Source organism: Enterococcus gilvus ATCC BAA-350, from assembly GCF_000407545.1.
GTDB lineage: Bacteria > Bacillota > Bacilli > Lactobacillales > Enterococcaceae > Enterococcus_A > Enterococcus_A gilvus.
Genome location: NZ_ASWH01000001.1, coordinates 1,712,328 through 1,738,571, shown reverse-complemented (window position 1 = coordinate 1,738,571; position 26,244 = coordinate 1,712,328). Strand labels below are relative to the sequence as shown.

Annotated in this window: 22 protein-coding genes; 15 read left to right on the top strand and 7 right to left on the bottom strand. The window is 40.8% G+C overall.

The window, feature by feature from the left end; all coding sequences use genetic code 11:
- Positions 1-69 precede the first annotated feature (69 nt).
- The 4 genes from nifJ to glmM all read left to right on the top strand — a co-directional run bounded on the left by nifJ (position 70) and on the right by glmM (position 7,221).
- Positions 70-3,741: a pyruvate:ferredoxin (flavodoxin) oxidoreductase gene (gene nifJ, locus I592_RS08505; RefSeq protein WP_010780608.1), complete on the top strand. Its 3,672-nt coding sequence runs from the start codon at positions 70-72 to the stop codon at positions 3,739-3,741.
- A gap of 110 nt (positions 3,742-3,851) precedes the next feature.
- The gene (gene cdaA, locus I592_RS08500) at positions 3,852-4,736 is read left to right on the top strand and encodes a diadenylate cyclase CdaA (protein WP_010780609.1); all 885 of its coding nucleotides are present in this window, start codon (positions 3,852-3,854) and stop codon (positions 4,734-4,736) included.
- Positions 4,733-5,842, top strand: a complete 1,110-nt coding sequence (locus I592_RS08495; RefSeq protein WP_010780610.1) for a CdaR family protein — start codon at positions 4,733-4,735, stop codon at positions 5,840-5,842. The genes cdaA and I592_RS08495 overlap by 4 nt, the downstream gene beginning before the upstream one ends.
- Positions 5,843-5,865: 23 nt before the next feature.
- The gene (gene glmM / locus I592_RS08490) at positions 5,866-7,221 is read left to right on the top strand and encodes a phosphoglucosamine mutase (protein ID WP_010780611.1); all 1,356 of its coding nucleotides are present in this window, start codon (positions 5,866-5,868) and stop codon (positions 7,219-7,221) included.
- Between the two features lie 76 nt (positions 7,222-7,297).
- Here glmM and I592_RS20955 read toward each other — a convergent pair whose 3' ends face one another.
- From I592_RS20955 to glmS, 3 genes are all read right to left on the bottom strand, one after another.
- The gene (locus I592_RS20955) at positions 7,298-8,236 is read right to left on the bottom strand and encodes an IS3 family transposase (protein WP_244265186.1); all 939 of its coding nucleotides are present in this window, start codon (positions 8,234-8,236) and stop codon (positions 7,298-7,300) included.
- Positions 8,137-8,688, bottom strand: coding sequence for a helix-turn-helix domain-containing protein (locus I592_RS21965; protein ID WP_010780613.1), 552 nt, complete (start codon positions 8,686-8,688; stop codon positions 8,137-8,139). Before I592_RS21965 ends, I592_RS20955 begins: the two co-directional genes overlap by 100 nt.
- A 129-nt stretch (positions 8,689-8,817) precedes the next feature.
- Positions 8,818-10,626, bottom strand: a complete 1,809-nt coding sequence (gene glmS / locus I592_RS08475; RefSeq protein WP_010780614.1) for a glutamine--fructose-6-phosphate transaminase (isomerizing) — start codon at positions 10,624-10,626, stop codon at positions 8,818-8,820.
- A 463-nt stretch (positions 10,627-11,089) separates the two neighbouring features.
- On the opposite strand from glmS, the gene I592_RS08470 reads away from it, so the two are divergent.
- The 8 genes from I592_RS08470 to yihA all read left to right on the top strand — a co-directional run bounded on the left by I592_RS08470 (position 11,090) and on the right by yihA (position 19,015).
- Positions 11,090-11,377, top strand: a complete 288-nt coding sequence (locus tag I592_RS08470; protein ID WP_010780615.1) for a hypothetical protein — start codon at positions 11,090-11,092, stop codon at positions 11,375-11,377.
- A 79-nt stretch (positions 11,378-11,456) separates the two neighbouring features.
- Positions 11,457-12,485 carry a signal peptide peptidase SppA gene (gene sppA, locus I592_RS08465; protein WP_010780616.1) on the top strand — a complete coding sequence of 343 codons (1,029 nt, stop codon included), beginning with the start codon at positions 11,457-11,459 and terminating at the stop codon, positions 12,483-12,485.
- 2 nt (positions 12,486-12,487) lie between these two features.
- Positions 12,488-13,027 carry an RDD family protein gene (locus tag I592_RS08460; RefSeq protein WP_010780617.1) on the top strand — a complete coding sequence of 180 codons (540 nt, stop codon included), beginning with the start codon at positions 12,488-12,490 and terminating at the stop codon, positions 13,025-13,027.
- 2 nt (positions 13,028-13,029) lie between these two features.
- Entirely contained in the window at positions 13,030-13,953 is a 924-nt protein-coding gene (locus I592_RS08455) for a tetratricopeptide repeat protein (RefSeq protein WP_010780618.1), read from the top strand.
- Between the two features lie 103 nt (positions 13,954-14,056).
- Positions 14,057-15,340, top strand: a complete 1,284-nt coding sequence (gene tig / locus I592_RS08450; RefSeq protein WP_010780619.1) for a trigger factor — start codon at positions 14,057-14,059, stop codon at positions 15,338-15,340.
- Between the two features lie 239 nt (positions 15,341-15,579).
- A complete protein-coding gene (locus I592_RS08445) occupies positions 15,580-16,965 on the top strand; it encodes a GH25 family lysozyme (protein ID WP_010780620.1) in 1,386 nt (461 codons plus the stop codon).
- A gap of 152 nt (positions 16,966-17,117) precedes the next feature.
- Positions 17,118-18,365: an ATP-dependent Clp protease ATP-binding subunit ClpX gene (gene clpX, locus I592_RS08440; RefSeq protein WP_010780621.1), complete on the top strand. Its 1,248-nt coding sequence runs from the start codon at positions 17,118-17,120 to the stop codon at positions 18,363-18,365.
- Between the two features lie 53 nt (positions 18,366-18,418).
- A complete protein-coding gene (yihA, locus tag I592_RS08435; RefSeq protein ID WP_010780622.1) occupies positions 18,419-19,015 on the top strand; it encodes a ribosome biogenesis GTP-binding protein YihA/YsxC in 597 nt (198 codons plus the stop codon).
- Here yihA and I592_RS21615 read toward each other — a convergent pair.
- A complete protein-coding gene (locus I592_RS21615; RefSeq protein ID WP_010780623.1) occupies positions 19,012-19,164 on the bottom strand; it encodes an SPJ_0845 family protein in 153 nt (50 codons plus the stop codon). The two genes, yihA and I592_RS21615, sit on opposite strands and share 4 nt — an antisense overlap.
- A 133-nt stretch (positions 19,165-19,297) precedes the next feature.
- Here I592_RS21615 and I592_RS08430 point away from each other — a divergent pair, with 133 nt between their 5' ends.
- Together I592_RS08430 and I592_RS08425 are read left to right on the top strand one after the other, a co-directional pair.
- Positions 19,298-20,626 (top strand): beta clamp domain-containing protein, encoded by a 1,329-nt coding sequence (locus I592_RS08430; RefSeq protein WP_010780624.1) that lies wholly within the window; start codon positions 19,298-19,300, stop codon positions 20,624-20,626.
- A 102-nt stretch (positions 20,627-20,728) separates the two neighbouring features.
- Positions 20,729-20,914, top strand: coding sequence for a hypothetical protein (locus tag I592_RS08425; RefSeq protein WP_010780625.1), 186 nt, complete (start codon positions 20,729-20,731; stop codon positions 20,912-20,914).
- Positions 20,915-20,964: 50 nt separating this feature from the next.
- Here the strand turns inward: I592_RS08425 and I592_RS08420 are convergent, their stop codons facing one another.
- From I592_RS08420 to I592_RS08410, 3 genes are read right to left on the bottom strand one after another with little or no spacing between them, the layout of a single operon-like run.
- Entirely contained in the window at positions 20,965-22,890 is a 1,926-nt protein-coding gene (locus I592_RS08420; RefSeq protein WP_010780626.1) for a PTS fructose transporter subunit IIABC, read from the bottom strand.
- A gap of 56 nt (positions 22,891-22,946) precedes the next feature.
- The gene (gene pfkB / locus I592_RS08415) at positions 22,947-23,861 is read right to left on the bottom strand and encodes a 1-phosphofructokinase (RefSeq protein WP_010780627.1); all 915 of its coding nucleotides are present in this window, start codon (positions 23,859-23,861) and stop codon (positions 22,947-22,949) included.
- Complete coding sequence (locus tag I592_RS08410; protein WP_010780628.1) at positions 23,858-24,610, bottom strand: DeoR/GlpR family DNA-binding transcription regulator; 753 nt, start codon at positions 24,608-24,610, stop codon at positions 23,858-23,860. The genes pfkB and I592_RS08410 overlap by 4 nt, the downstream gene beginning before the upstream one ends.
- Positions 24,611-24,766: 156 nt before the next feature.
- Between I592_RS08410 and I592_RS08405 the strand changes: the two genes are divergently transcribed.
- Positions 24,767-26,227, top strand: a complete 1,461-nt coding sequence (locus tag I592_RS08405) for an alpha-amylase (RefSeq protein ID WP_010780629.1) — start codon at positions 24,767-24,769, stop codon at positions 26,225-26,227.
- Positions 26,228-26,244: the final 17 nt, after the last annotated feature.

The following is a 26,244-nucleotide window of genomic DNA, read 5'->3' as shown; positions in this document are numbered from 1 at the left end:
CCTTAATTATTGTAAAGAAATCGGAATTTTTTATTCAAAAAGAAAGTTGTTTTATAAAGGAGGAGAATTATGCGTAAGAAAAAAACGATGGATGGAAACACAGCTGCTGCTTATATTTCCTATGCATTTACAGAGTTAGCCGCAATTTATCCAATCACTCCTAGCTCGACAATGGCTGAACTTGTGGATCAATGGGCTTCACAAGGGAAGAAGAATATATTTGGTCAACCAGTGTCAATCACTGAGATGCAATCGGAAGCAGGGGCTGCTGGTGTCGTCCATGGTGCGCTAAAAACAGGCGCATTGACATCGACGTATACTGCTTCACAGGGATTGTTGTTAATGATTCCGAATATGTATAAGATTGCTGGCGAATTACTACCGGGTGTTTTCCATGTTGCTAGCCGTGCCGTAACTACAAATGCACTAAATATCTTTGGGGATCACGGCGATGTAATGGCTGCTCGTCAAACGGGCTTTGCTATGTTGCAAGAGAGCAGCGTCCAAGAAGTAATGGACCTGTCTGCTGTAGCTCACTTGGCTGCAATAGAAGGCAGCCTGCCATTTATGAACTTCTTTGACGGGTTCCGTACAAGTCATGAAATTCAAAAAATTGAAGTATTAAATTACGAAGAATTGGCACCCTTGATTGATCAAGAAAAATTGAAAGCATTCCGCAAGCGCAGTATGAATCCCAATCATCCAACGATCAGCGGGACAAACCAAAATCCAGATGTCCATTTTCAACAACGGGAAACGGTCAATCAATACTATGATGAATTACCTGCAATTGTTCAAAAATATATGTTTGAGATCAATAAACTACGTGGAACCAGCTATGATTTAGTTACCTATTATGGTGCAGAAGATGCTGAAGAAGTGATCGTAGCAATGGGCTCTGTCGCTCAAACGATCGAACAAACAGTAGACTACTTGAATGCAAACGGCCGTAAAGTAGGTTTTTTGAACATTCATTTGTATCGTCCGTTCCCAACGGAAAACTTTTTAGAAAAATTGCCTGATACGGTGAAGTCGATCGCTGTTTTAGACCGCTCCAAAGAGCCGGGTGCAGATGGAGAACCACTTTTGTTGGATGTCCAAGGGGTGATGTATGAAGCGGATGTTCGTCCTAAGATTATTGGCGGTCGTTTTGGACTGGGTTCAAAGGATGTAACACCTGATCAAATAATCGCTGTGTATGATGAGCTGTTAAAAGATAAGAAAGAAGCGAAAAAAAGATTTACGATCGGTATTGTTGATGATGTCACCCATATGTCGCTGGCGACAAAAGGCATTCTCGATTTGACCAGTCCAACCACGTTCCAAGCAAAGTTCTGGGGATTTGGCTCGGATGGAACGGTGGGTGCAAACAAGTCTGCGATTAAGATTATTGGAGATCACACGGATAAATATGCTCAAGGGTATTTTAGCTATGACTCTAAAAAATCTGGTGGGTTAACAGTTTCACATTTACGCTTTGGAGATACACCGATCCGGTCGACCTATCTAGTGGAAAGTGCGGATTTTATTGCCTGTCATACGCCTGCTTATATTCATACGTATGATCTATTAAAAGGGTTAAAACCAGGCGGCACCTTCTTAATGAATACGATGTGGAACGATAAACAGATTGATACGTTGCTTCCGGCGAAAATGAAACGCTACATCGCTGAAGACGACATTAAGTTTTACACTATCAACGCAGCAAAACTTGCGATGGATGTCGGGCTCGGATCTCGCATCAACACAGTTATGCAGACGGCATTTTTCAGTTTGACAGGCATTATTCCTTTTGATGAAGTATTAGGTATTTTGAAGGATGAGGCAGATAAGAGTTACCGTCGCAAATCGTTGGAGATTGTAGAAAAAAATATCGCAGCGATTGACCAAACGATTGAATTGCTGCATCAAGTGGATGTTCCGCAAACATGGAAAATGCTTGAAGTTCCAAATCCTGTGCGCAAGTCTCCTGTTTCTCAATATGTGGAACAAATCGTAGAACCAATTAATTCTCAACAGGGAAATGATCTAACTGTTAACGATTTAGTAGCCAATGGCATGACGGATGGGACTATACCGACGGGGACAACAAAATTTGAGAAACGCGGGGTTGCCTTAGAGGTACCTCATTGGATCAGTGACCGTTGTACAATGTGCAACGAATGTTCATTTGTTTGTCCACATGCGGCGATTCGTCCATTTTTAGCAGATGATGACGAAATGGAAGAAGCACCAGAAGGCTACATTGTTCGTGAAATGCGCGGTGCTGATGGCTTGAAATATCGCATCCAAGTATCTGTTGAAGATTGTACAGGCTGCGGCCTTTGCGTTGAAGCGTGTCCGGCAAAAGGGAAAGCATTAGTGATGAAACCCTATGAAGAGGAAAAAGAGCAGGCAATCAACTGGGCGTTCTCTATGACGTTAAAACAAAAAGCTAATCCAGCGAAAACCAATTCTGTTTTAGGCTCTCAATTTAACCAACCGCTGCTTGAATTCTCAGGCGCCTGTGCAGGCTGTGGGGAAACCCCTTATGTTAAATTGATGACACAAATGTTTGGCGATCGAATGATGATCGCAAACGCAACAGGTTGTTCTTCTATATGGGGGGCTGCTGCTCCTGTAAGTCCATATACAACTAATGAGCAAGGCCAAGGCCCTGCATGGTCTAACTCCTTGTTTGAAGACAATGCTGAGTATGGATACGGAATGTTTTTAGCAAATCAGACACGGCGGAAAGAATTAGCTGACAAAATGAATGAGGTACTAGACACGGTTTCCGTTGATTTACGAGAGTTAATGGAAGACTGGATGGACCACATGTTTGAATCGGAAGGAACGCAGCAGCGTGCGACGAAATTAACAGCAGCGCTTGAAGCGGAGGACTTATCCGACACTAAACTAGCAGATATCTACGAAAATCGAGATCTTTTTGTCAAAATCAGCCAATGGATGTTCGGTGGAGATGGCTGGGCGTATGATATTGGCTTTGGTGGGATCGACCATATTTTGGCAAGTGGTGCTGACGTGAACATCTTAGTAATGGATAATGAGGTCTATTCCAACACAGGCGGACAAACATCCAAGGCAACGCCAGCTTCAGCTATTGCGAAGTTTTCTGCTGGTGGGAAATACCAATCGAAAAAAGACTTAGGTATGATGGCGATGACTTACGGCAATGTGTATGTGGCTCAAATTGCTTCTGGTGCAAACCAAATGCAAACCATCAAAGCGTTAGAGGAAGCTGAAAAATTCCCTGGACCATCATTGATCATTGCCTATACGCCATGTATCAATCATGGTTTGCGTGGTGGAATGAGTAAAACACTGCAAGAAGCAAAAGAAGCAGTCAATTCAGGTTATTGGTCATTGTATCGTTACAATCCTTTACAACGTGAAAAAGGAAAAAATCCTATGACGTTGGATTATAAAAAACCAAATTTTGACGAAATGATTGGTTTCATGAAACAACAAACGCGATTCTCTGCTTTGGAAAGAATTCAACCAGATGACGCGCAACGTCTATACCATAAGACCGTTACTGATGCACAGACACGTTTTTATAACTATGCTCGTTTGGCAGGGCAAGAGGAAAAAATTCGTGCAAAATTAGAAGGATCAACTGTGGAGGTTGAGCAAGCAGCAGTCGCTGCAAAGCCAAAGCGTGAACGGAAAGTTGACCCAGAGGCGGAAGCTCGGCGTGCAGCCCGAAGAGCAGCTCGTGCAGAAAAACGGAATAAGTAAAATTAAAGAGTCTCAGGTTGCTGAGGCTCTTTTTCCTGCTTTATTTTATACTAGACCTTTACCACTGTGGTATAATTGTAGAGAATTTTGGATAGAAAGAGAGGTTATCTATGCCTAGTCGTCTAATAGAATTATTCAGACCGGAATATTGGCTTAGCTTTTTTTCTGAGAATCTTTCAACATGGGATATCATCGTCAACCTTTTAGATATATTTGTAGTTTGGTTTTTGATTTATCGTTTGTTTGAACTTGTTCGCGGAACGAAGGCCGTCCAATTAATTAAAGGTGTGGCGATTTTTATCGGTATCCGAATCGTGGCTGAGTTTATAGGCTTGCATACATTGTCATGGTTGATGAATCAGATCATCACTTATGGTGTGATTGCAGCGATTGTTATTTTTCAGCCAGAAGTCAGACGAGGCTTGGAGCATTTAGGTCGGAGTTCCTTCTTTAAAACAACAAAAAAAGAGGAACGCGATGACGAACGAATGATCTTGGCTTTTGACAAGGCGATTCAATACATGTCAAAAAGAAAAATCGGCGCGCTAGTAACGATTCAACGATTTACAGGATTAGAAGAATACATAGAAACAGGTATTCCTTTAGATGCTGATATTACCGGAGAGCTATTGATCAATATCTTTATACCGAACACCCCATTGCATGATGGTGCCGTTATCGTAAAAAATGGGAAGCTTGCAGTTGCTTCAGCCTATTTACCGCTTTCTGATAGTATGTTGATACCAAAGGAATTTGGGACTCGTCACAGAGCCGCAGTTGGGATCAGCGAGGTCAGCGATGCCTTGACATTTATCGTCTCTGAAGAAACCGGCGGCGTCAGTATCACTTTAAACAATGATTTCTTGCATGATTTATCACAAGAAGAATACCTAGCGGTGATGCGTAGAGAATTATTACCTGACGAAAAAAATGCTGGTAAAAAGAGCCTTTTACAAACCTTTTTAGAGGGTTTGACTAAAGGAGGCCAAAAATGAGAATCCGATTCAAAAAAAGCAATGTGCCCTATATGCTGATTTCTTTAGTATTCAGCTTGATTTTGTTTTTTAATGTAAACAGTCAAAATTTCAGTCGTTTGATCTCTTCTGAAACAAGCTATGAGGAATCCATTCAAAATGTACCAATTACAGTGCTTTATGATTCAAACGAGTATTTTGTTCACGGTTTTTCTTCTAATGTGTCCGTAAAATTGAGTGGAGCAAACCGCATTCAATTGAACAAGGAAATGGATCCCGACACGCGAGACTTCAGCGTGGTCGCGGATTTAAAAAATTTAACCTCTGGGACACATGAAGTTCGCTTAAAAACGAGAAATCTTTCAAGCTCACTTTTTGCAACCATTGAACCGGAAACAATATCGATTACAGTCGAGAAAAAAGTAAAAAAACAATTTGATATATCGCCTATTTTAAGCAGCAATACCAGCAATAACGGATTAAAAGTAGGAGAAATGACGACACAGCCGCAAAAAGTGGAGATTACTACTGGTGAAGATACAATGAAAGAAATTGATCGTGTCGTAGCCTCTGTAGACAGCAATAAGTTGACTGCAAGTCAAGATAGCTTTCAAGCACCGGTTCAAGCATTGAATGCAAGTGGAGAAGCGTTGCCTATTCAATCAGATCCGCAGAATGTGACAGTCAATTTTGAAATTCAAACCCCAAGTAAAGAGGTTTCGCTTTATCCTATTCAAGAAGGTGATCTGCCTTCAGCGGTAGAAAGTGTAAAGATTGATTTGAATCGCACGAAGGCTACAATTACTGGCGCTCAGTCTGTAATTGATCAAATAGACAGTATCGGTATTCCAGTCGATGTAAGTCAGCTTCAAGGAACAGTGAAGAAGTTTATCGATATACCAGTATCTGGTGAGTATCAAGTAAATCCTAAGACAGTAAGTGCGCAGGTGACACCTGCCTTTAAAAAATCACAAGAATCAGAAACAAGCAGTGCAAATCATCCTAGTTCGTCGACAGAAACGAGCACTCATCCGGCTAGTTCCAGCAAGTCTTCAACGACTTCGGAAACAACTAGTACTCAAAGTGACAGCGTTCAAGAAGAATCGACCAATCAATCTACAAACTAGATGAAGAAGGGAAATATAATTAAATGGGTAAATATTTTGGAACAGATGGCGTACGCGGAATTGCGAATAAGGAATTAACACCTGAACTAGCGTTTAAATTGGGTCGTTGCGGCGGGTATGTATTGAGCCAGCATCATGAAAGCGAAGAGCGCCCTCGCGTGTTGGTAGGGCGAGACACGCGGATTTCAGGAGAATTGTTGGAAACAGCCTTAATTTCAGGGCTGTTGTCAGTAGGGATCGAAGTTTTCCAATTAGGCGTTATTTCAACGCCAGGTGTCGCTTATTTAACAAGATTACAAAAAGCGTCAGCGGGAGTCATGATTTCGGCTTCACACAATCCTGCTGAAGATAATGGAATTAAGTTCTTCGGTGGAGACGGCTTCAAGCTAGTTGATGAACAAGAGGCTGAAATCGAAGCGTTGATTGATGCTGAAGAGGATACGCTGCCTCGTCCATCTGCGGAGGGATTAGGAACACTCGATGAATTCCATGAAGGACTTTTGAAGTATTCACAATTTCTAGTTCAAACGATTTCCGGTGATCTTTCTGGATTGATCGTTTGTGTCGATGCAGCAAATGGGGCCACTTCAACAAGTGTGAATCGTTTGTTTGCTGATTTAGAAACAGACTTTTATACTATGGGGACCTCTCCAAACGGCTTGAACATTAATGCGGGTGTAGGATCAACGCATCCAGAAACACTAGCGAAAATGGTCGTTGAAAAGGGCGCCGATGCTGGTTTAGCATTCGATGGTGATGGCGACCGAGTGATCGCAGTCGATGAATTAGGGAATATTATCGACGGTGATCGTATCATGTTTATTTGTGCGAAATATTTAGCAGGGCGCAAACGATTGAAAAAGGATACTGTCGTAACCACGGTTATGAGTAATCTTGGCTTCCATAAAGCAATCGAAGAGATTGGATTAGAAGATGTTATCACACAAGTTGGCGATCGTTACGTTGTCGAAGAGATGCGTAAGAATGATTATAACCTTGGAGGCGAACAATCAGGACACGTGTTGTTCTTAGATTACAATACGACTGGCGATGGCATGCTGACAGGTGTTCAATTGTTAAACATCATGAAGCAAACAGGGAAGAAACTTTCTGAATTAGCTTCAGAAGTAACGATTTATCCGCAAAAACTTGTTAATATTCGTGTGAGTGACAAGTATGGTGCGATGGACGTTCCTGCAATCAAGCAAGCTATTGAAGAAGCGGAAGCAGAAATGAACGGCGATGGCCGTATCTTAGTCCGCCCTTCAGGAACGGAGCCTTTATTGCGAGTAATGGCTGAAGCACCTACAGACGAGAAAGTCGATTATTATGTAGAAAAAATTGCGGCAGTTGTACGTGAAGAGATTGGATTAGATTAAAACTAAAGCACTCGGGTCTGAAGTGAGACCCAATAGTTAGACCATATACCGACTGGAAAAACTGGTCGGTATATTTTTATGCTGTCATTCGCTCTCGGTACTGAACTGGACTACAACCAAGCCGGGTTTTAATTCGACGATGATTGTAGTAATCTATCCAGTCCTCAATTGCCTGTTTTAAGTGCTCAAAACTTGTATATTCGACACCATGATACATTTCTTGCTTTAATAAACCGAAGAAGTTTTCTATCAGTGAGTTGTCCAAACAGTTGCCCTTTCGGGACATGCTTTGAAAGATACTCTTATTCGATAATGGTTTTCTATATTGCTTCAACTGGTAAGCCCAACCTTGGTCAGAGTGGAATGTCCGACGATAGGGACAATCTGCAGTGTAGTCAATAGCTTCTTTTTGACCATCAAGAATGGCCTTTAACGTTGGTGCCTCTGAAATTCGGTAGGACAAAATTTCTCCATTAAACATATCAAGGAACGGGTTAAGGTACAGTTTTTTGATTACTACTCCCCCCGTATTGTCCCGTTCGAAATACTTGAATTCAGAGGTATCTGTAGTGATTTTTTGATGAGGAACCGATGTATAAAAACGGCGGTGAATCCGATTTTTCGCCACTTGTCCAACAGTTCCTTTGTAAGAACAGTACTTACGAGATTTTCGTGTGAACTTCGCGCCTTTCAGTCCAAGCTTACGCATCAATCGACGGATTTTCTTTTGGTTCACTTTTAGTCCGCGTTCATTCAAGGCAATTTGAATGCGACGATAGCCATAATTCCCATTATTTTCTTCGAAAAGTTCTGTAATAATTTTTTCTAATGCGGCGTCTGGATTTTCACGATTGAAGCGCTGTTGCCAATACATATACGTTGCTTTAGGAAATTTCGTCGCTTCAAGTAGAATTCCTAATCGGAACTCTTTTCGGAGTTCGTGGATGATTCGTGCGTCTCGTTCTTGAGTCGATCCGGGATAGTCATCCCTAAAGCTCGGAGCTTTTTTATGAATGCTAGTTCTGCACGAAGTAGTTCATTTTCTCGTTCCAGCTCCTGCTCGCGCGTCAACGGTTTCTTTGGTGTTTTCTTCTTTTTCTTCGTCATGGAAGGTCTTCCTTTCGGTTTGGGTGAAAGACCTTCCATGCCTTCGCGGAGAAATGCTTGATGCCAGTGCTGGAGTAAATCTCCAGATGGCAATCCATAGTTCAACGCAACATCAAGGTAAGAGTCACCACTAGTCAAATAATAGTGTATGACATCTTGCTTGAATTGAGAAGAATAAGTTTGTTTGGCTTTTCTTCGATTTAGAGCGCTAAAGCCAAGTCTTTCAGCGGTTTTCACCCATTTTTCAACTAACGACATAGCTGGAATACCAAAGCGCCGAGCCAACGTTCGATAGCCACCTTCACCATTTTGATACGCTTCTACAACGATTCTTTTGAACTCATAATCATATTTGGCCATTAAAAAACCCCTTAAGTTAGATTTTCTGGTCTAACTTAAGGGGCGCACTTCAGTCGTGTTTAGACCGAGTGCCTTTTTTGTGTTTTTAAATATAAAAAAAGGTTGAGAGAATTCTCAACCTTTATAAAGCTATTCTACTGTTACTGATTTTGCCAAATTACGAGGCTTGTCAACATCATACCCGCGCAATAAGGTTGCATAGTAAGCAATCAGTTGTCCAGGAATCACAGAAACAAGAGGACGTAAGAATTGATGTACAACAGGTAAGATGATTTGATCGCCATCTTTGCTCAATTCTTCTGACACAATCACTAAGGTGTGTGCTCCGCGACTTTCAACTTCACGAAGATTTCCGCGCGTATGTGGTGCGGTCACTGCTTCAGTAATGATACCTATCACTGGAGTTCCTTCCTCTACAAGGGCGATGGTCCCGTGTTTCAATTCACCGGCAGCAAAGCCTTCTGCTTGGATATATGAAATTTCTTTCAATTTCAAAGCAACTTCCATTGAAACGTAATAATCTTCTGCACGTCCAATATAAAAGGCATTGCGAGTAGTTGCTAAATACGCCTCGGCAATCTCTTCGATCGTTGCTTTTTCTGCGATCATGACATCCATAGCATTCGCAGCGATTCCCAATTCTTTTGTCAAATCAAATTCTTTTGCAGCAGAAATGCCTTTCGCTTCGCCAACTGCTTTCGCTAAAACAGTCAAAGCAGCGATTTGTGCAGTGTAAGCTTTAGTTGACGCAACAGCGATTTCTGGTCCCGCATGTAAAAGCATAGTGTAACTTGCTTCACGAGATAGGGTGGAGCCCGCTACATTCGTTACTGTAAGGGAAGGGTAGCCTAAGTCATTTGTCTTAACTAGCACTTGTCGACTATCCGCAGTTTCGCCACTTTGTGTCAGGTAAATGAAAAATGGTTTTTCTGAGAGCAAAGGCATGTTATACCCAAATTCGCTGGATAAATGGATTTCCACTGGAATGTTGGCTAAACCTTCAATGATTTGCTTGCTGGCCCAGCCAGCATTATTACTTGTGCCGCATGCAACGATATAAATTCGATCGCTTGCTAGTAAACTTTGCAGTAGTTCGTCTTCGATAACGACGGTTCCTGTTTCATCTGTGTATTCACTGATGATCCGACGCATCGTAGCAGGTTGTTCATCAATCTCTTTCAACATATAGTAAGGGTATGTGCCCTTTTCCATATCTGAAAGATCAATTTTTGCTTCGTAAGGGGCACGTTGAATTTCGTTGCCGTTCTCATCTTCAATCTCAACATGGTCTTTTGTGACAATGACCATTTCGCCATCATTGATTTCAACAAACTGATTTGTTTGTTCTAACATGGCCATCGCATCACTGCAGACAACATTGAATCCGTCACCCAAACCGATGAGCAGAGGGCTCTTGTTTTTTGCAACATAGATTGTTTCACGGTCTTCTTTATCAATTAATCCAAACGCGTAAGAACCATGAATTTCTTTCAAAGCTAAACGTAAAGCTTCTTTAGTAGAAACCCCTTGATTTGCAAAGTGTTCAATTAAATGAACAACGATCTCAGTATCCGTTTCACCATAAAAAACATCGTCTGCTAAATATTTCTGCTTTAATTCGTCATAGTTTTCGATCACGCCATTATGGACCAATATGAATCGTTTGCTCTGTGACGTGTGGGGATGCGCATTTTCTTCGCTAGGCTCACCGTGTGTTGCCCAACGCGTATGACCAATCCCGATCGTTCCATGAACACCTTCATTGATTTTTTCTGCAAGTTCTTTGATTCGTCCTTGGGACTTTACTAAGAAGTCCTCCTTCTGATCTGCAACAAAAATGCCTGCTGAGTCATATCCGCGATATTCCAATTTCTCCAAGCCGTTCACTAAAATATCTGTTGCTTGCTCATTTCCTACAATCCCTACAATTCCACACATAATGCTTTCCTACTTTCCTATCATTATATGTTTCCGAGCTGTCTGATCACTTTTTTGTTCTTTTATCAAGTTTTTGTAATGATCTGTAGAGCACAGCTGCCCTGAAGCCACCCGCCGAATAATTCGATAAGCTTCTTCCTCGTCACCTTTAAAAAGGTCTGGCGCTATCTTATTGGTCTAATTAAGATTTTTTTGTTTTAATACCGGAAACAATGACTAATATAATATAAACCAAGAGGATAGTCAAATATTTTTTTATTTATATGTAATTGGTATATATGTAATTTGTGAAAAGTGAGAGCATACAGTAAATTTGCTTCTGCATTTCATCTCTCTTGATAATAAGGTAAAATAGAGAAGTATCATTCAAAAGCGCCGTTTTTTAGTTTGTTTGATATGTTTGCCAAGAAAGGCAGTCTCTTGTGAGGACCATTCTCACGGAACAATCGAGGAGGAAAGCAGAATGAATCAACCAAACAATTTAACAGTCGGTGAATTACGCAAGTTTTTAACAGAACTCGATAAAAATAAGGAAATCACTGATGAAACAAAAATTTTCTTAGATACTGGCTGGGATAGTATTCAAGAAATTAATCCGGACGCGTTAAGTATAGAAGACGCACAGGCATTTAAAATCGAGGACCCTTTAACGAAGGAGCTGTTCGGCGGCTATGCATTGCTGGAAAAAGCAGAGAAAATGAAGGGCGAAGGGCCTATCGAAAAGGTATTGATCATCAGAAATCTCTACTGATAGTTCAATGGTAGATCTTATCAAGTACGTTTCAAAGTACAAACTATAGAAAGTAGTATTATTATCGAGGAGGAAAAAGATGAATAAAAGACGTTGGATTGCAGTGGGTATAGCGGTAGTGTTAGTAATTTTTTCGGCACTATCTTCAACAATCAATAAAAAAGAAGCAAACAAAGAAGAGCTTAGCCAAGTAAATGAATTGTTATATGGTACAGGAGAGCCTCAAGAAAAAGTAGAAGAGGCTGGATCAAGCAAGGACAAGATTGCTAAATTAGTAGTAGAAGGAGCAATCATTAATGACGGTACCAGCGGATTGTTTTCAACTGGAGGCTACAATCATGCTTCTTTTATGCAACAATTAACTAAAATAAAAAATGATTCCGATGTAAAGGGGATCTTATTGGAGGTTAATTCTCCAGGCGGGGCCGTATATGAGACCGCAGAGATCACTCGAGCACTGAAGGAAATCCAAGAAGACAGAAAGATTCCAATTTATACTTCCATGGAGAGTCAGGCCGCTAGTGGAGGATATTACATCTCTGCTAATTCGGATCGCATTTTCGCTGCCGAAGATACAATGACCGGATCGATCGGGGTCATCATATCTAGCATGAATTATTCAGGATTAATGGAAAAACTGGGTATCACTGATGCTACGATCAAGAGTGGCGCTCTAAAAGATATCGGTTCTACGTCACGACCTCAAACAAAAGAAGACAAAGAAGTACTCCAAGCATTTGTAGACAGCATGTATGGTCGCTTCGTCAAGGTAGTGGCAACGGGCCGCGGCATGGACGAGAAAAAAGTGAGAGAATTAGCCGATGGCAGAATTTACGATGGGGCTCAAGCAGTTGAAAATGGATTGGTGGATGCGATTGGTTACCCAGACGAAGCGCTGGCTGCTTTACGAAAAGATAAAAAGCTGGAAGATGCGAAGGTAATTTCGTATACCGATGGCAGCACGAATTTCATGAATACATGGTTAGGAAGCAGCCTAGCCGACCTTCAAGGGATTAAACCTTCCCAAGAAGAAGTGGTTGCCAATATCGTTGAGAGTATTGGTACGCCACAAGCGCCTAAAGCGATGTATCTCTATGGAGGTGAGTAGAGATGACTGAAGAGACACCACAAAGACCTGCGGTAGGTCCAGTAACACAGTTGCTTGAGAAGAAAAGACAAAGTCCTCAGTTTCATGACTATCCAAATTATTTTTATGCAGGTTTCTGGATTCGTTTTTTTGCCTATCTTGTAGATCTGATCTGTATTTCAGCCATTACAGGAATTGTCACACGCATACCAATAGCTGTATTCGGCTTAACCAAGAGTAATGAATTGCTTAGCGCTTATGGACTAACTGCAGTGATCCTCTATTTAGCCTATTTCATTTTGCTGACGAAGTTAAACCATGGGCAAACCATTGGGAAAATGATTTTTGGCATTCGTGTGATCTGCTTTATAGAAGAGCAGCTGTCGTGGAAAACTGTTTTAGTCCGTGAAGGAGCATGCCGATTTATTCTGCGAGGCTCGTTTTTTATGCTAGGTTATCTTGTCACGATTTTTACACCTACGAAACAGCACATCGGTGATTATTTTTCAGACACAAGTGTAGTAACATTAAATTTATTAACAGCTAGAGAGGATTTTAAGTAAGGATGAATCCGATAGATTTTCCAAACAACGATCACTATTATTTATCACTTGCGGAAGAAGCATTTTCAGCAGGTAATTATTCTAAAGCATTAGACAACTATAAGCGTGCGTATCAAGAAAACCCTTCACCAAAGCTGAATCGGTTAATCGCAAGTTTAGCTTTGGAGCAAGGAAACTTCTCCGAGGCGTTAGAATATGCGCAAGAGGAGTCAGACAGTTATCTTGAGACACCGGAAACAATTGATTTGTTTTTGCAGATTCAATTGTATGCTCAGAATTTCTTCTCAGCGAGAGAATTCTTTTGGCGAGTGCAAAAAGGAGATCGTTTAACGAAAGAACAAAAGAATCTTTGGTTGATGCGAATCGATGACCAAGAGAGCTTTTATCAGCGTCAACAGCAGGCTCTCATGAAAGAATTAGAAAGAGAACTGAGCGAATTGCCTTCATTGATACCGATGGAGCAGTTGGTTTTAGTCAGAAAAGCGAAAGAACTTCCAGAGGAGCGTTTAAAAGTCGTTGCTGAGGCTTTTATGATCGACTCCGAAGTCGCACCTTTAGTACGCAGTTACTTATTTGAGAGTTTGGCTCGGGTCGGCGTGACTGAAAAAGTCCGCTACTTGACGATCTTAGATGAAATAATCGAGCTGTCTCCAGCAGACTCAGAGTTTGACGAGACTCTGCAATATCGGATCGAAGAAAAGCTAACTGAAAAATTAGAAGATGAAGATCCCGTCCTCTTGTCCAATCTCTTAGAGCAAGTCAAGTTGGAAATGGCCTTTGTCTATCCGATGCAACGCTCTTTCATGAAACCTGAGGCTTGGGCAGCGAGTTATTTATCAGAGTATTCCGTTCAATCAGAACCATTGGATGAAGGGATTGAATTTATTCGCCATAAGATTAAACAACGGATGTTCGATTATCATTAAAAACTGCCGAGAGTAAAAGCTTTATATTTACATTTCACAATCAGTAGTGTAATATTTAATGGTATGTAAAATGCAAGTATATTAGTATTCGGAGGGAACAAAAGTGACTGCAAATTTTGAAAAAACAGGCGCCAACGATGGTGTGTTAACTTTCTCAATTGAACAAACTGAGATTCAAAAAGGATTAACAAATGCATTCAACAAAGTAAAGAAAAATCTTAACGTACCTGGCTTCCGTAAAGGGAAAGTTTCTCGCCAAGTATTTAACCGTATGTACGGTGAAGAAGCGTTATATGAAGATGCTTTGAACGACGTATTACCAGTTGCTTATGAAGCAGCTGTAAAAGAAGCGGGAATCGATCCAGTTTCTCAACCAAAAATCGATGTAGACAGCATGGAAAAAGGCGAAACTTGGGTGATCAAAGCAGAAGTAACTGTAAAACCTGAAGTGAAGCTAGGCGACTACAAAGAATTAGAAGTTCCTAAACAAGAAGTAGAAGTATCAGATGCAGATGTAGATGCACGCTTGAAATCAGAACAAGAATCTCAAGCTGAATTAGTCATCAAAGAAGACGAAGCTGCTGAAAACGAAGATACTGCAGTAATTGACTTTGAAGGTTTCGTTGATGGCGAAGCGTTTGAAGGCGGCAAAGGTGAAAACTATTCACTTGAATTAGGTTCTGGTTCATTCATCCCAGGCTTTGAAGAACAATTAGTTGGTCACAAAGCAGGTGAAAACCTAGATGTAACAGTTACTTTCCCAGAAGACTACCAAGCAGAAGATCTTGCTGGTAAAGAAGCTGTATTCAAAGTAACTATCCATGAAGTAAAAGCAAAAGAATTACCTGAATTAGATGATGACTTCGCAAAAGACGTGGATGAAGAAGTAAATTCTTTAGATGAGTTAAAAACGAAGTACCGTGATGAATTGACAAAACAAAAAGAAGAAGCTGCGAAAGAAGCAAAAGACGAAGCTGCAATCAAGCAAGCCGTTGAAAATGCTGAAATCGTTGAACTTCCACATGTAATGGTGCACGACGAAGTTCACCGTTCAATGGATGAATTCTTAAACAATATGCAACGTCAAGGAATCTCTCCAGAAATGTATTATCAATTAACTGGTTCTACTGAAGAAGATCTTCATACACAATTTGAAGGTGAAGCTGAGAACCGCGTGAAAACAAATCTAGTGATGGAAGCAATCGTTGAAGCTGAAAAAATTGAAGCTTCTGAAGAAGACATCGCGAAAGAAATCAAAGATTTGGCTGAAATGTACCAAATGCCTGAAGACCAAATCAAACGTGTATTAACAGAAGATATGTTAGAACACGATATCAAAATGAAAAAAGCTGTAGAATTAGTAACAGGTACAGCAGTAGAAAAATAATCAACGAATGATTTTAAGCATGTAGCGCGTTTTGTGCTACATGCTTTTTTGTGTCTAAAGGCTGTAGATTGGGAGCCCATCAAGGGACAAAATTAGTTTTCTCTTTTTTATCGATAATTATAACGAATAACTTCAAAAAATCTCTTAAATTTGGTAAAATTGAATTATTAATGACTTTTGTTAATTGGTAATTTTATACTTTTCGAACTATTTGTGCTTTATACCTTAAGGAGGAGAAAATGAAGAAAAAAATTCTTGGATTAAGTTTTTTAACTATTTTGTGCTTAAATTTCTCAGTATCAGTCTTGGCTGAGGAAAATAAAATAGAGAGTAGTACTCAAACTACAGAAACAGTTCCTGTGGTTGATTCAAGTTCTGAGAACACACAAGAGAGAGACTTGGGGTCAACAGACTCGACAGAAAGTAGTTTGGAGCAAGACGAGGCAACCGAACAAACAGAAGAGGAGACAGCAGCTCCTGAGAGACAGATAGATACGCCGGAAGGGACGATGAACTTACCGACTGGACGCTCAGATCTTTATCCGTCGATTCAGCTATTTGCTTCATTGCCTTCAGTTTCAGCGACAAATACCAATACACCGAGTAAAAGCTTCGTAGATATTTCCTCTCATAACGGAAATATTTCTGTAGCGAATTTCCAAAAAATGATGAGTTATGGTGTTACCGGTGTAGTTGTAAAATTGACAGAAGCTACAAGTTACACAAATCCAAATGCACAATCTCAAATTAATAACGCCATGGCAGCTGGAATGAAAGTTTCGGCATACCATTACAGCTGGTTCACGAGTGATGCTCAGGCAGTAGCAGAAGCAAATTATTTTGCTGCGGCAGCGAAAAGATTTGGCTTGAGTGGCGGAACAGTCATGGTTAACGATATTGAAGAGCCTAAGATTTTAGGCAAAGGAAATCATACGAATAATTCACGAGCATTTGAAAATCGATTGAAATCACTAGGATATGGAAATGTTCGTCATTATGTTGGTTTGAATTGGTTGAATACGGGGAAAATCAATGCTGGAGTAATTGGAAATAAAAACATCTGGGTTGCTGCCTATCCGTATAATCTTTCGACAACGAATTTCTATACGCAATATGGTGCTTGGCAGTGGTCCTCTCAATTATCTTTCCCAGGCGTGAACGGGAATTTTGATATCAATGCTGATTACACCTCTACATTTAGTAATCCAACACCCAAGCCGCCAGCAAATAGTATCCAAATGTACCGCGTCTATAATCCTAATAGCGGAGAACATTTCTATACACAGAACGTTGCTGAAAAAAACAACTTGGTTTCTAAGGGCTGGAGATATGAAGGCATAGGTTGGAACGGACCGACCTCAGGCAATCCGGTGTACCGTTTATATAACCCGAATGCTGGAGACCATCATTACACACTTCATGCCTATGAGAAAGATAACTTAATCAAAAAAGGCTGGCGCTACGAAGGAGTTTCTTGGTATTCCGGTGGGCCGAATGCCTTGCATCGCTTGTACAACCCAAATGCTAAAGCAGGCTCGCATCACTACACGTTGAATACAAACGAAAAAAATAACTTAGTTAAGCATGGCTGGAGATATGAAGGATTAGCTTGGTACGCAAAATAGATCAAAAGTTCTCGATTTTTCGAGAACTTTTTTCTTTAAAATTCCTTTCTAATTTCTTTTGGATTCTTTGTGTTTTCAACGCTTTATGTTATTATAGATAAAGACTGCAATCGTGGAAACACTTGTAGAGAAAGAAGCAAGAGGTGAAAGCCATGTATGAGAGCACAGGCGCAGGTGAAACAGTCCGCTGTTCATTTTGCGGAAAGACCCAAGAAGAAGTAAAAAAAGTTGTCGCGGGTCCAGGAGTATACATTTGTAATGAATGTATCGACCTTTGTAAAGAGATTATAGATGAAGAATTCCATGAAGAAGCGATTCGTGAATTTATTGATGTGCCAAAACCAAAAGAACTATTAGATGTGTTAAATCAATATGTGATCGGTCAAGATCGTGCGAAAAAAGCATTATCTGTTGCTGTGTATAATCATTACAAGCGGGTAAATACTGAAAACGACGGCATTGATGAAGTTGAATTGCAAAAGAGTAATATTTGTTTGATTGGGCCTACAGGGTCAGGTAAAACATTCTTAGCTCAAACATTGGCAAGAACCTTAAATGTGCCATTTGCTATTGCGGATGCAACGAGTTTGACTGAAGCCGGCTATGTCGGTGAAGATGTTGAAAATATTCTATTGAAGCTGTTGCAAGCTGCAGATTACAATGTTGAACGTGCTGAAAAGGGAATCATCTACATTGATGAAATCGATAAAATCACACGTAAAAGTGAAAATGTTTCGATTACTCGGGATGTTTCCGGCGAAGGTGTTCAACAAGCGCTCCTTAAAATTCTTGAAGGAACGGTTGCCAGTGTTCCGCCTCAAGGTGGACGTAAGCACCCTCATCAAGAATTTATCCAAATCGATACGACAAATATTCTATTTATCGTTGGTGGTGCCTTTGATGGGATCGAAACAATCGTTAAAAACCGTTTAGGCGAAAAAACGATTGGATTTGGTAAAAACAATAAAAAGATCAATGAAGAAGAAAGCATGATGCAAAAGATCATTCCTGAAGATCTTTTGAAATTCGGGCTGATCCCTGAATTCATTGGGCGTTTGCCAGTGACCACAGCGTTGGAAAAACTGACTACTGAAGATTTGGTTCGTATTTTGACTGAACCAAAAAATGCATTGGTCAAACAATACCAAAAGCTGCTTTCTTATGACGACACAGAATTAGACTTCGACGCGGATGCTTTAAGTGCTATTGCGGATAAAGCTATCTCTCGTAACACGGGAGCACGTGGATTGCGTTCTATCATTGAAGATGTCATGATGGATGTTATGTTCGATATTCCTTCAGATGAATCCATTGAAAAAGTTGTTGTGACAAAAGACTCTGTTGAAGGAACAGGAAAACCTATCATTGAGTACCACAACGACAAGAAAAAAGCAGGTTAGTAAGTGAGGGTTCACAAAGTCATTTGTGAACCCTTTTTGAAAGGCGTGAAAGAATGAAAGTCCATAATGCAGAGATCGTTATTAGTGCGGTCTCACCAAAACAATACCCTGAGACGGAGCTGCCGGAGATCGCTTTGGCAGGTCGTTCAAATGTTGGAAAGTCTTCTTTTATCAATACATTAATTGATCGTAAGGATTTAGCACGGACTTCCGGCAAACCCGGAAAGACACAAACGTTAAATTTCTATCTGATTGAAGATGCGCTGCATTTTGTAGACGTGCCCGGTTACGGATACGCAAAAGTTTCTAAAACGGAACGTGCAAAATGGGGAGAAATGATAGAGACCTATATTACCAGCCGTAAGCAATTACGCGCGGTGGTCTCGTTGGTAGATGTTCGCCATGATCCTAGTAAAGAAGACGTACAGATGTATGAATTTTTGAAGTACTATAATATCCCAGTAATCGTGGTTGCTACTAAAGCGGACAAAATCCCTCGTGGAAAGTGGAACAAGCACACGAGTGAAATCAAAAAGAAATTGGACTTTGATCCCGATGATACATTCATTCTTTTCTCTTCCGAAACAAAAAAAGGAAAAGAAGAGGCATGGCAAGCGATTGAAGCAGCAATTGAAAAGGACCAGGCTTAAGCCTGATCCTTTTTTTTATCATTCTGTTCAGTTTTTGGTTTTAAGAACTTTTGAATATCTTCATCTTTTTGCACATCTTTAGTAGGATCTACGACAAATGATTCAAACAACTTGTCTAAATCATCGGTTTTTTCAAATTTTAAGCCCATTTGAACACCTCCATTTTAGTTTTAACACAATCCATTATAGTATACAATTTTTTTCTCCTTAGTAATCAATTTCATAGGGTTTTTTAAATCTTTAAGATATACTTATAATAGAGAGATGAGAAAGGGGAAAGCAATGGAAAACAATCAGAAAATTTATAGTGTCAGCCAGCTTTATGATTTGAAGCAAGCCGATATCCAATCGAAAACCAATGATTGGTTAACGATGAGTCGCCTATTGCTGGAACCAGACATGATGATTATTAACGGGAAAGAGCAGGCGTTTGACTCGATTCAATTGAAACAAAAGATTGATGGTTTTGGTGAAAAAGAGGATTCCTGGCTTCAATTGAAAAATGCGGAAGAAGAAACCACGATCCATGTATTGGGAGATACGTTGTTTGAGAAGGCTATTCTTAAAGAAAAAAATTTCTATTTTTGGGAAACTGTTTATTTGGATTACTTAAAGACGCGATTGATAGAATATGGCTTCTTTTCATACATTCGGTCGTATGAAGAATATTTGTACCACAATACGAGTGATTTGTCTAAACGTCGATCATTTGAAACCGCTGAAGAGACGAATCTTCTGCCTAAAATGAAAGGGCTTAATGGAGATGTGGTCATAGATTGCAATGCATTTCCTGGATATGATGTCTTTTATAAAGGTGTATGCTTAACCGCGTGCTGGTGGCTGTTCCTAGGAGCACCCTATAAAAAACTATTTGCAAAACAATTATTATTAGAGATCCAGCAGGTGGAACGAGTGGAGGCGCTTGGTGAGGGAGTTTTCTTCGAGCTATATAAAGATCCTTTCCAATGGAAGGAAGAAGCGAATCTAAGATTTCAGCAGCTATTTCGGGCGCAATTGGGGATCTCGCAATTGTCTTATACGAACGGCGTCGGATTGTTGAAGCAGCCGTATATCGAGTTTGCTTTTGAGGATACTGTCGTTCAAACGGTGCAATACCAAAATGAGCAGTTTCAGCCAACCGAGAAAAGCGAGGCATCCTACTTTGTGACTCGTACCTATAATTTTTTAACCAATCAATACCGCGTCAATCGCATGAAGGGTGGATTGAACGCACTGGCATATTTTCCTTGGATCGATGATGAAAGTGAACGAATGATGAATTATCATATTCTCTACCCGGAGCTGACCTTGGACAAAGGATTGGCCGCGTTTGAATACTACATTCGTGATTCCATCGAATTTGAAATTCAAGATATGCGTTATAAAGATTACACCGCTGTTTTACAATTATTTATCCCTAAAAAAGCTTTTCTGGATTTTCCTTTAGAGGAATTAAAATCGGTATTGAAAGATATGACGATTCATCAGGTTAGCCGAAAAAATGATTCTTTGACTTTTTCTTTAGAGAAAGAGGCGAAGCATTTAACCGTTTCGTTTATTGATCAAAAGAAAGTTTCTGCGAAGAATCAATTAGACATTCTCGAGATTTAAACGAGCAGTGTTTAAAAAGTATTTATAGTTGTAGGAGAAGTTCTTGTTAGGATAGATAGTTTGAAAAGTCATTCTTTAGTATGAAAAAAGGAGAGGTTAGTTATGGATCTGAGATACGTCAAAATTATGAGTAGTTGTTTACTGATTGTCGGAATGATTTTTGCTTTGCCCCTTTCGTCACTAGAGATTCCTTTAGCCATTTTAGTTTTCTTTATTGGGATGATCCTTTTTACGATCAAACCCAAACCGCAACCTGTTCGCGTTCATAGAAAAGATCGTTGGATGTAATGAACAAAAACCCCCCGCACTCTCATTGAGAATGCGGGGGTTTTGTATTTTTATTGTGCGACAGGTTTTTTAACTAAACCATAGATAACGCCTGAAACGATTGCGCCGATGGCAATGAACAGAAGGTATAACAATGGGTGGCTTAACAATAGAACCACGAAGATCCCACCATGAGGAGCAAGTAGTTTGATGCCGACAGCACCAACTAATCCGCCAGCTAAAGCAGATCCGACAACGAAACTTGGAATCACGCGAATTGGATCGGCAGCAGCAAAGGGAATGGCTCCTTCAGTAACGAAGGAAAGACCCATAACGATATTTGTCAGACCAGCATCCACTTGGCTCTTTTCAAATTTGTTTTTGAATAAGCGAGTGGCAACGAAAATAGCTAGAGGTGGAACCATCCCACCGGCCATAACAGCAGCCATAACGATCGATCCGCCTTGTGCGACAGTAGAAGCTAGCGTTGCAGTACCAAATACATAAGCTGCTTTGTTGATAGGTCCGCCTAAATCGACAGCCATCATTCCGCCAAGTAGAGCACCTAACAAGATTGCATTTGAACCGCTAAGACCAGTTAAGAAACCATTTAAGCCATCATTGATTGCTTTCATTGGAATATTGACTAATAACATCAAGAAACCAGTAATCATCAAGCCAAAGAATGGGTAGAACAAAATGGCTTTGATTCCTTCAAGTGACTTAGGCAAGTTCTTGAAGATTTTTTTCAAGAAAATAATGACATAACCAGCGACGAAACCACCGATCAATGCACCTAAGAACCCAGCACCACCAGCATTTGCTAAAGCACCAGCAGCAAAACCAGCGATGAGACCAGGACGATCAGCAATACTTGACGCGATAAATCCAGCAAGTACAGGAAGCATAAAGCCGAATGCTGCGCCGCCGATTTGGTTGAACCAGCTAGCTGCTTGGTTGTAATTCCCCAGGTTAGCAAGTTCTGATTGCGGAACACCCATAAATTGGTCGATCATGAATGACAACGCGATCATGATCCCGCCGCCGATAACGAATGGCAACATATGAGAAACACCGTTCATTAAATCTTTATAGATGCGTTGTCCAACAGTACCGTTATCACTTTTTTCTTCATTTGATGCGCTTTCTTCGCCGCTTCCACGGTAGATAGGCGCTTTGCCGCTTAATGCTAAATTGATCAATTCTTCTGGCTTACGAATCCCATCACTCACGGGACGATTCACCAATTCTTTTCCATTAAAACGATTCATTTCGACTTTTTTATCGGCTGCAACGATGACACCATCTGCTCGCGCGATTTCTTCATCTGTCAAACGATGTTTGATCCCTTCGGAGCCGTTTGTTTCAACTTTGATGTCTACGCCCATTTCTTTTGCTTTCTTTTTCAAAGCATCTTCAGCCATGTACGTATGTGCGATTCCGGTAGGGCAGGCTGTTACTGCGACGATGTACCGGCGATTGGTGTCTTTGATTTCTTCTTCTGCCGCCGCTTGCGCTTCGGCTTTTTCTTCCGCTTCTTTTGCTTTTTCTGCTTCTTCAAAAGTCGCTTGTACTTGATCCGGTGTTTCAGCAGATTTTAATTTAGCAACAAAGTCTGGATCGATCAAAAGTCTTGATAAGGCAGCCAATGCTTGCAAGTGCGTATCGTTCGCGCCTTCTGGAGCGGCGATCATGAAGAACAGGTAAGTGGGTTGACCATCTAATGATTCATAATCAACACCATTTTTGCTTTTTGCGAATAAAACAGTCGCTTCTTTTACAGCGCGATTTTTAGCATGGGGCATCGCGATCCCATCGCCTAAACCAGTTGAGGTTTGCGCTTCACGGTTTAAGATACCTTCTTTGTAAACAGCAATATCTGAGATTCGGCCAGCGTCGTACATTTTTTGAACCATTTCATCAATTGCAGCTTTTTTTGTGGTTGCTTGCAAGTCCATGATCATGGCATCTTTGATCAACAAATCTTTAATATCCATTATAATTCCTCCAAATTCTAAATTGATACATATTTTTCAACAGAAGGGAGATCCTATTACTTAACTTTAGTGATCTCTACTTCTGGTAATAATTCTTGAATAAATTCTGCAGTGGCTAGGTCATCTGAAAAGGTAGTTGCACTACCGCAAGCAACGCCCCATTTAAATGCTTCAACAGGATCTTGACTCTTCGTATAGTTGCCGACGAAACCGGCGATCATGGAATCTCCTGCGCCAACAGAATTTTTAACGGAGCGTTTCAATACGTTGGAGCGATAGATCCCGTCTTTAGTAAAGAGCAACGCGCCATCACCAGCCATAGAAACTAGCGCATGCTGCGCGCCTTCATCCAATAATCTTTGGCCGAATGGGTAGATATCCTCAACGGAGTTAAAGGTTGTTTGGTAAAGATCGGCTAATTCATGGTTATTTGGTTTTACCAATAGAGGTCCTTTTTCTAACGCATCCATCAAGTCGGCCCCGGTGGTATCAATGACAAAAGAGGCGCCTTGAGACTTGATGATCTCGATCAATTCTTGATAAAAGCCGGTTGGAACACTCGCAGGCTTGCTGCCAGATAAAACAACAATGTCTTCGGAGGATAAATGAGCCAATACTTTTTTTAGTTCATTCATTTCTTCCGCAGAAACTACTGGGCCTTGACCGTTAATCTCTGTCTCCTCTTTGGCTTTTAATTTGATGTTGATCCGTGTGTCATCGCTAACAGGTGTGAAGTTTGTTTGGATTGTTTCTCGTTCCATCCATTCTTCGATGAAGCGTCCGGTAAAGCCGCCAAGAAATCCTAGCGCGGTCGAATCATTATCAATACGCTTCAAGATTCGGGAAACATTGATCCCTTTTCCGCCGGGTAGCTTAAAATCAGTTTTCATTCGATTGACGTCGCCAATCGTAAGTTTATCAACGTGAACGATATAGTCGATAGATGGGTTAAGTGTCACTGTATAGATCATACAGAAACCTCCTTCAGGGTAGTTTGTTCTGTGATTTGATCATGAATAACCAAAGGACAGGTATCTGTGAGGATTGAAGCCGCAGACAATGGAGCGACACTGACAAAGCTCGTTTGGTTGAATTTACTATGGTCAACTAAAACAAAAGCTTCTTCAGATTGTTGAATGGCTGTCCGCTTAAGGATCGCTTCTTCAGGATCGGGCGTAGAAAATCCGCTATCGAGATGAATACCATTCATTCCCATGAAGGCCTTATTGAACCGGTATTGTTTCAACTGTTCTAAGGCTTGGGAACCAACAACGGCATCTGTTGTCAATTTTATTCGACCGCCTAAAACGATGGTTGCGATTTGCAATTCAACGAGCCGGGCAGCAAGACCAACGGAATTCGTGACGACAGTGATTGCTCGGTTTGTCAAATAGGGAATCATCTCAGAAGTCGTGGTGCCAGCATCCAAATAAATGACGTCACCTTCAACGATACATTCTGCTGCTAGTTGAGCAACAAGTTTTTTTTGTTGGACGTTTTTGGATGATTTTTCAAAAATCCCCAATTCTTGTTCCAAATGTTGAGGTCGCTTTGCGCCGCCATGAACGCGTTCCAAAGTTCCCAAATCTTCCAACTCTTGCAAATCACGTCGTATAGTTGATTCAGAAGCGTCTAAATACTGGATCAAATCTTGTGATTTCACTAATCCATCACGTTCAAGCCATTCGATTATTTTACGGTGTCGTTCTTCTGTAAGCATTTTCAATCCTCCTTCACCTGAAATACTATCACAATTATTTTCTTTTTTCAACCATAAACAGCCACAAACAGTCAAAAACATTTAAAACGGGTATTTAGGGCGTCATATTTTGAAGGATCTTTCACTTTCGGTATGATAGATATGGAGGTGAAGGTTATGAGAAAACAAACAATTTTACAAGGATTTGAATGGTATCTTCCTGCGGATGGAAAACACTGGAAAACACTGGCTGAAAAAGCAGAAGAATTACGCAACTTTGGTATCAATGCGATCTGGATGCCCCCGGCCTACAAAGGCTCAGAAGGTGCTAATGATGTAGGGTATGGAACTTATGATCTTTATGATCTGGGCGAATTTGATCAAAAGGGAAGTATCGCCACGAAGTATGGAACAAAAGAAGACTATTTGAGCAGTATTGCTGCATTAAAAGAAGCTGGCTTAAAGACTTATGCGGACATTGTATTTGATCATTTTATGGGGGCGGACGAAACGGAGGTTGTTTCGGCAGTATCTTACCACTTTGATGATCGAACCAAGCCAAGCTCTGGAGAAGAAGAAATCGAAGCGTGGACAAAATTCACATTTCCTGGCCGCAAGGGGAAATACAACGACTATCAGTGGAATTGGAAAAATTTTTCTGGTGTCGATTACGACGCACGTGAAAAGGATCATGCGATCTTTAATTTCGCCGATAAGGGCTGGGAGCCAAAAGTAGATGATGAAAACGGCAATTTCGATTATTTGATGGGGTGCAACCTCGACATGGAAAATCCTGAGACCGTTGAGCAGTTGGACAAATGGGGGAAATGGTACCAAGAACTAACAGATATGGATGGGTATCGTTTAGACGCGGTCAAGCATATTCGTTTTGATTTATTTGTTGATTGGCTATTGCACCGCCGAGGGGAAAAGGGAGAAGACCTTTTCGTGGTAGGGGAATATTGGTCGGATGAATTGGATAAATTGCAGGATTATCTAGATTCATCAGGGAATTTGATTTCCCTTTTTGATGTTCCGCTGCATTTTAATCTTTTCCAGGCATCGTCTACGATGGGAGAGTTTGATATGCGTCAGATTTTCTCAGGGACATTGATCGAGACGCGTCCAGACTGGGCGGTCACATTTGTTGATAACCATGATACTCAGCCCGGTCAAAGTTTAGAATCCTGGGTTGAAGGTTGGTTCAAACTTCAGGCGTACAGCTTGATTTTGTTGAGAAATGAAGGAACGCCCGTAGTATTCTGGGGAGACTTATATGGAACAGATAAAACGGAAGCCGTTGGTAAGGGATTGAACCGCCTAATTAAATTACGCGATACAGCGAATTTTGGAAACCAAGCGGATTATTTTGATGACTCGAATGTCATTGGCTGGACCTTGACAGGAGCGTTTGACGATGAGGATTCTGGTGCCGCGGTTATTATGACCAATGCGACAGGCGGAGAGAAAGAAATGACGATCAGTGCTATCCATGAAGGCAAGACCTTCGTAGACCTGTTAGGCAACAACGACGCACGGGTGACCTTGGATGAAAATGGACAAGGTGTATTCCCTGTCAATGATGGTCAAGTTTCTGTGTACATCAACGAAACCTTAGCCAAAAAGTTGCAGGATTGATACAAAAATAAGAAGAT

Coding starts and splice junctions, on each gene's coding strand:
- cdaA (WP_010780609.1), top strand. CDS start 3,852: ATGCCTAGTCGTCTAATAGAATTATTCAGACCGGAATATTGGCTTAGC.
- I592_RS08455 (WP_010780618.1), top strand. CDS start 13,030: ATGAATCCGATAGATTTTCCAAACAACGATCACTATTATTTATCACTT.
- I592_RS08470 (WP_010780615.1), top strand. CDS start 11,090: ATGAATCAACCAAACAATTTAACAGTCGGTGAATTACGCAAGTTTTTA.
- I592_RS08420 (WP_010780626.1), bottom strand. CDS start 22,890: ATGGATATTAAAGATTTGTTGATCAAAGATGCCATGATCATGGACTTG.
- nifJ (WP_010780608.1), top strand. CDS start 70: ATGCGTAAGAAAAAAACGATGGATGGAAACACAGCTGCTGCTTATATT.
- I592_RS08405 (WP_010780629.1), top strand. CDS start 24,767: ATGAGAAAACAAACAATTTTACAAGGATTTGAATGGTATCTTCCTGCG.
- sppA (WP_010780616.1), top strand. CDS start 11,457: ATGAATAAAAGACGTTGGATTGCAGTGGGTATAGCGGTAGTGTTAGTA.
- pfkB (WP_010780627.1), bottom strand. CDS start 23,861: ATGATCTATACAGTGACACTTAACCCATCTATCGACTATATCGTTCAC.
- I592_RS08430 (WP_010780624.1), top strand. CDS start 19,298: ATGGAAAACAATCAGAAAATTTATAGTGTCAGCCAGCTTTATGATTTG.
- yihA (WP_010780622.1), top strand. CDS start 18,419: ATGAAAGTCCATAATGCAGAGATCGTTATTAGTGCGGTCTCACCAAAA.
- I592_RS08445 (WP_010780620.1), top strand. CDS start 15,580: ATGAAGAAAAAAATTCTTGGATTAAGTTTTTTAACTATTTTGTGCTTA.
- I592_RS21615 (WP_010780623.1), bottom strand. CDS start 19,164: ATGGGCTTAAAATTTGAAAAAACCGATGATTTAGACAAGTTGTTTGAA.
- I592_RS21965 (WP_010780613.1), bottom strand. CDS start 8,688: ATGGCCAAATATGATTATGAGTTCAAAAGAATCGTTGTAGAAGCGTAT.
- I592_RS08495 (WP_010780610.1), top strand. CDS start 4,733: ATGAGAATCCGATTCAAAAAAAGCAATGTGCCCTATATGCTGATTTCT.
- glmS (WP_010780614.1), bottom strand. CDS start 10,626: ATGTGTGGAATTGTAGGGATTGTAGGAAATGAGCAAGCAACAGATATT.
- glmM (WP_010780611.1), top strand. CDS start 5,866: ATGGGTAAATATTTTGGAACAGATGGCGTACGCGGAATTGCGAATAAG.
- clpX (WP_010780621.1), top strand. CDS start 17,118: ATGTATGAGAGCACAGGCGCAGGTGAAACAGTCCGCTGTTCATTTTGC.
- I592_RS08460 (WP_010780617.1), top strand. CDS start 12,488: ATGACTGAAGAGACACCACAAAGACCTGCGGTAGGTCCAGTAACACAG.
- I592_RS08425 (WP_010780625.1), top strand. CDS start 20,729: ATGGATCTGAGATACGTCAAAATTATGAGTAGTTGTTTACTGATTGTC.
- I592_RS08410 (WP_010780628.1), bottom strand. CDS start 24,610: ATGCTTACAGAAGAACGACACCGTAAAATAATCGAATGGCTTGAACGT.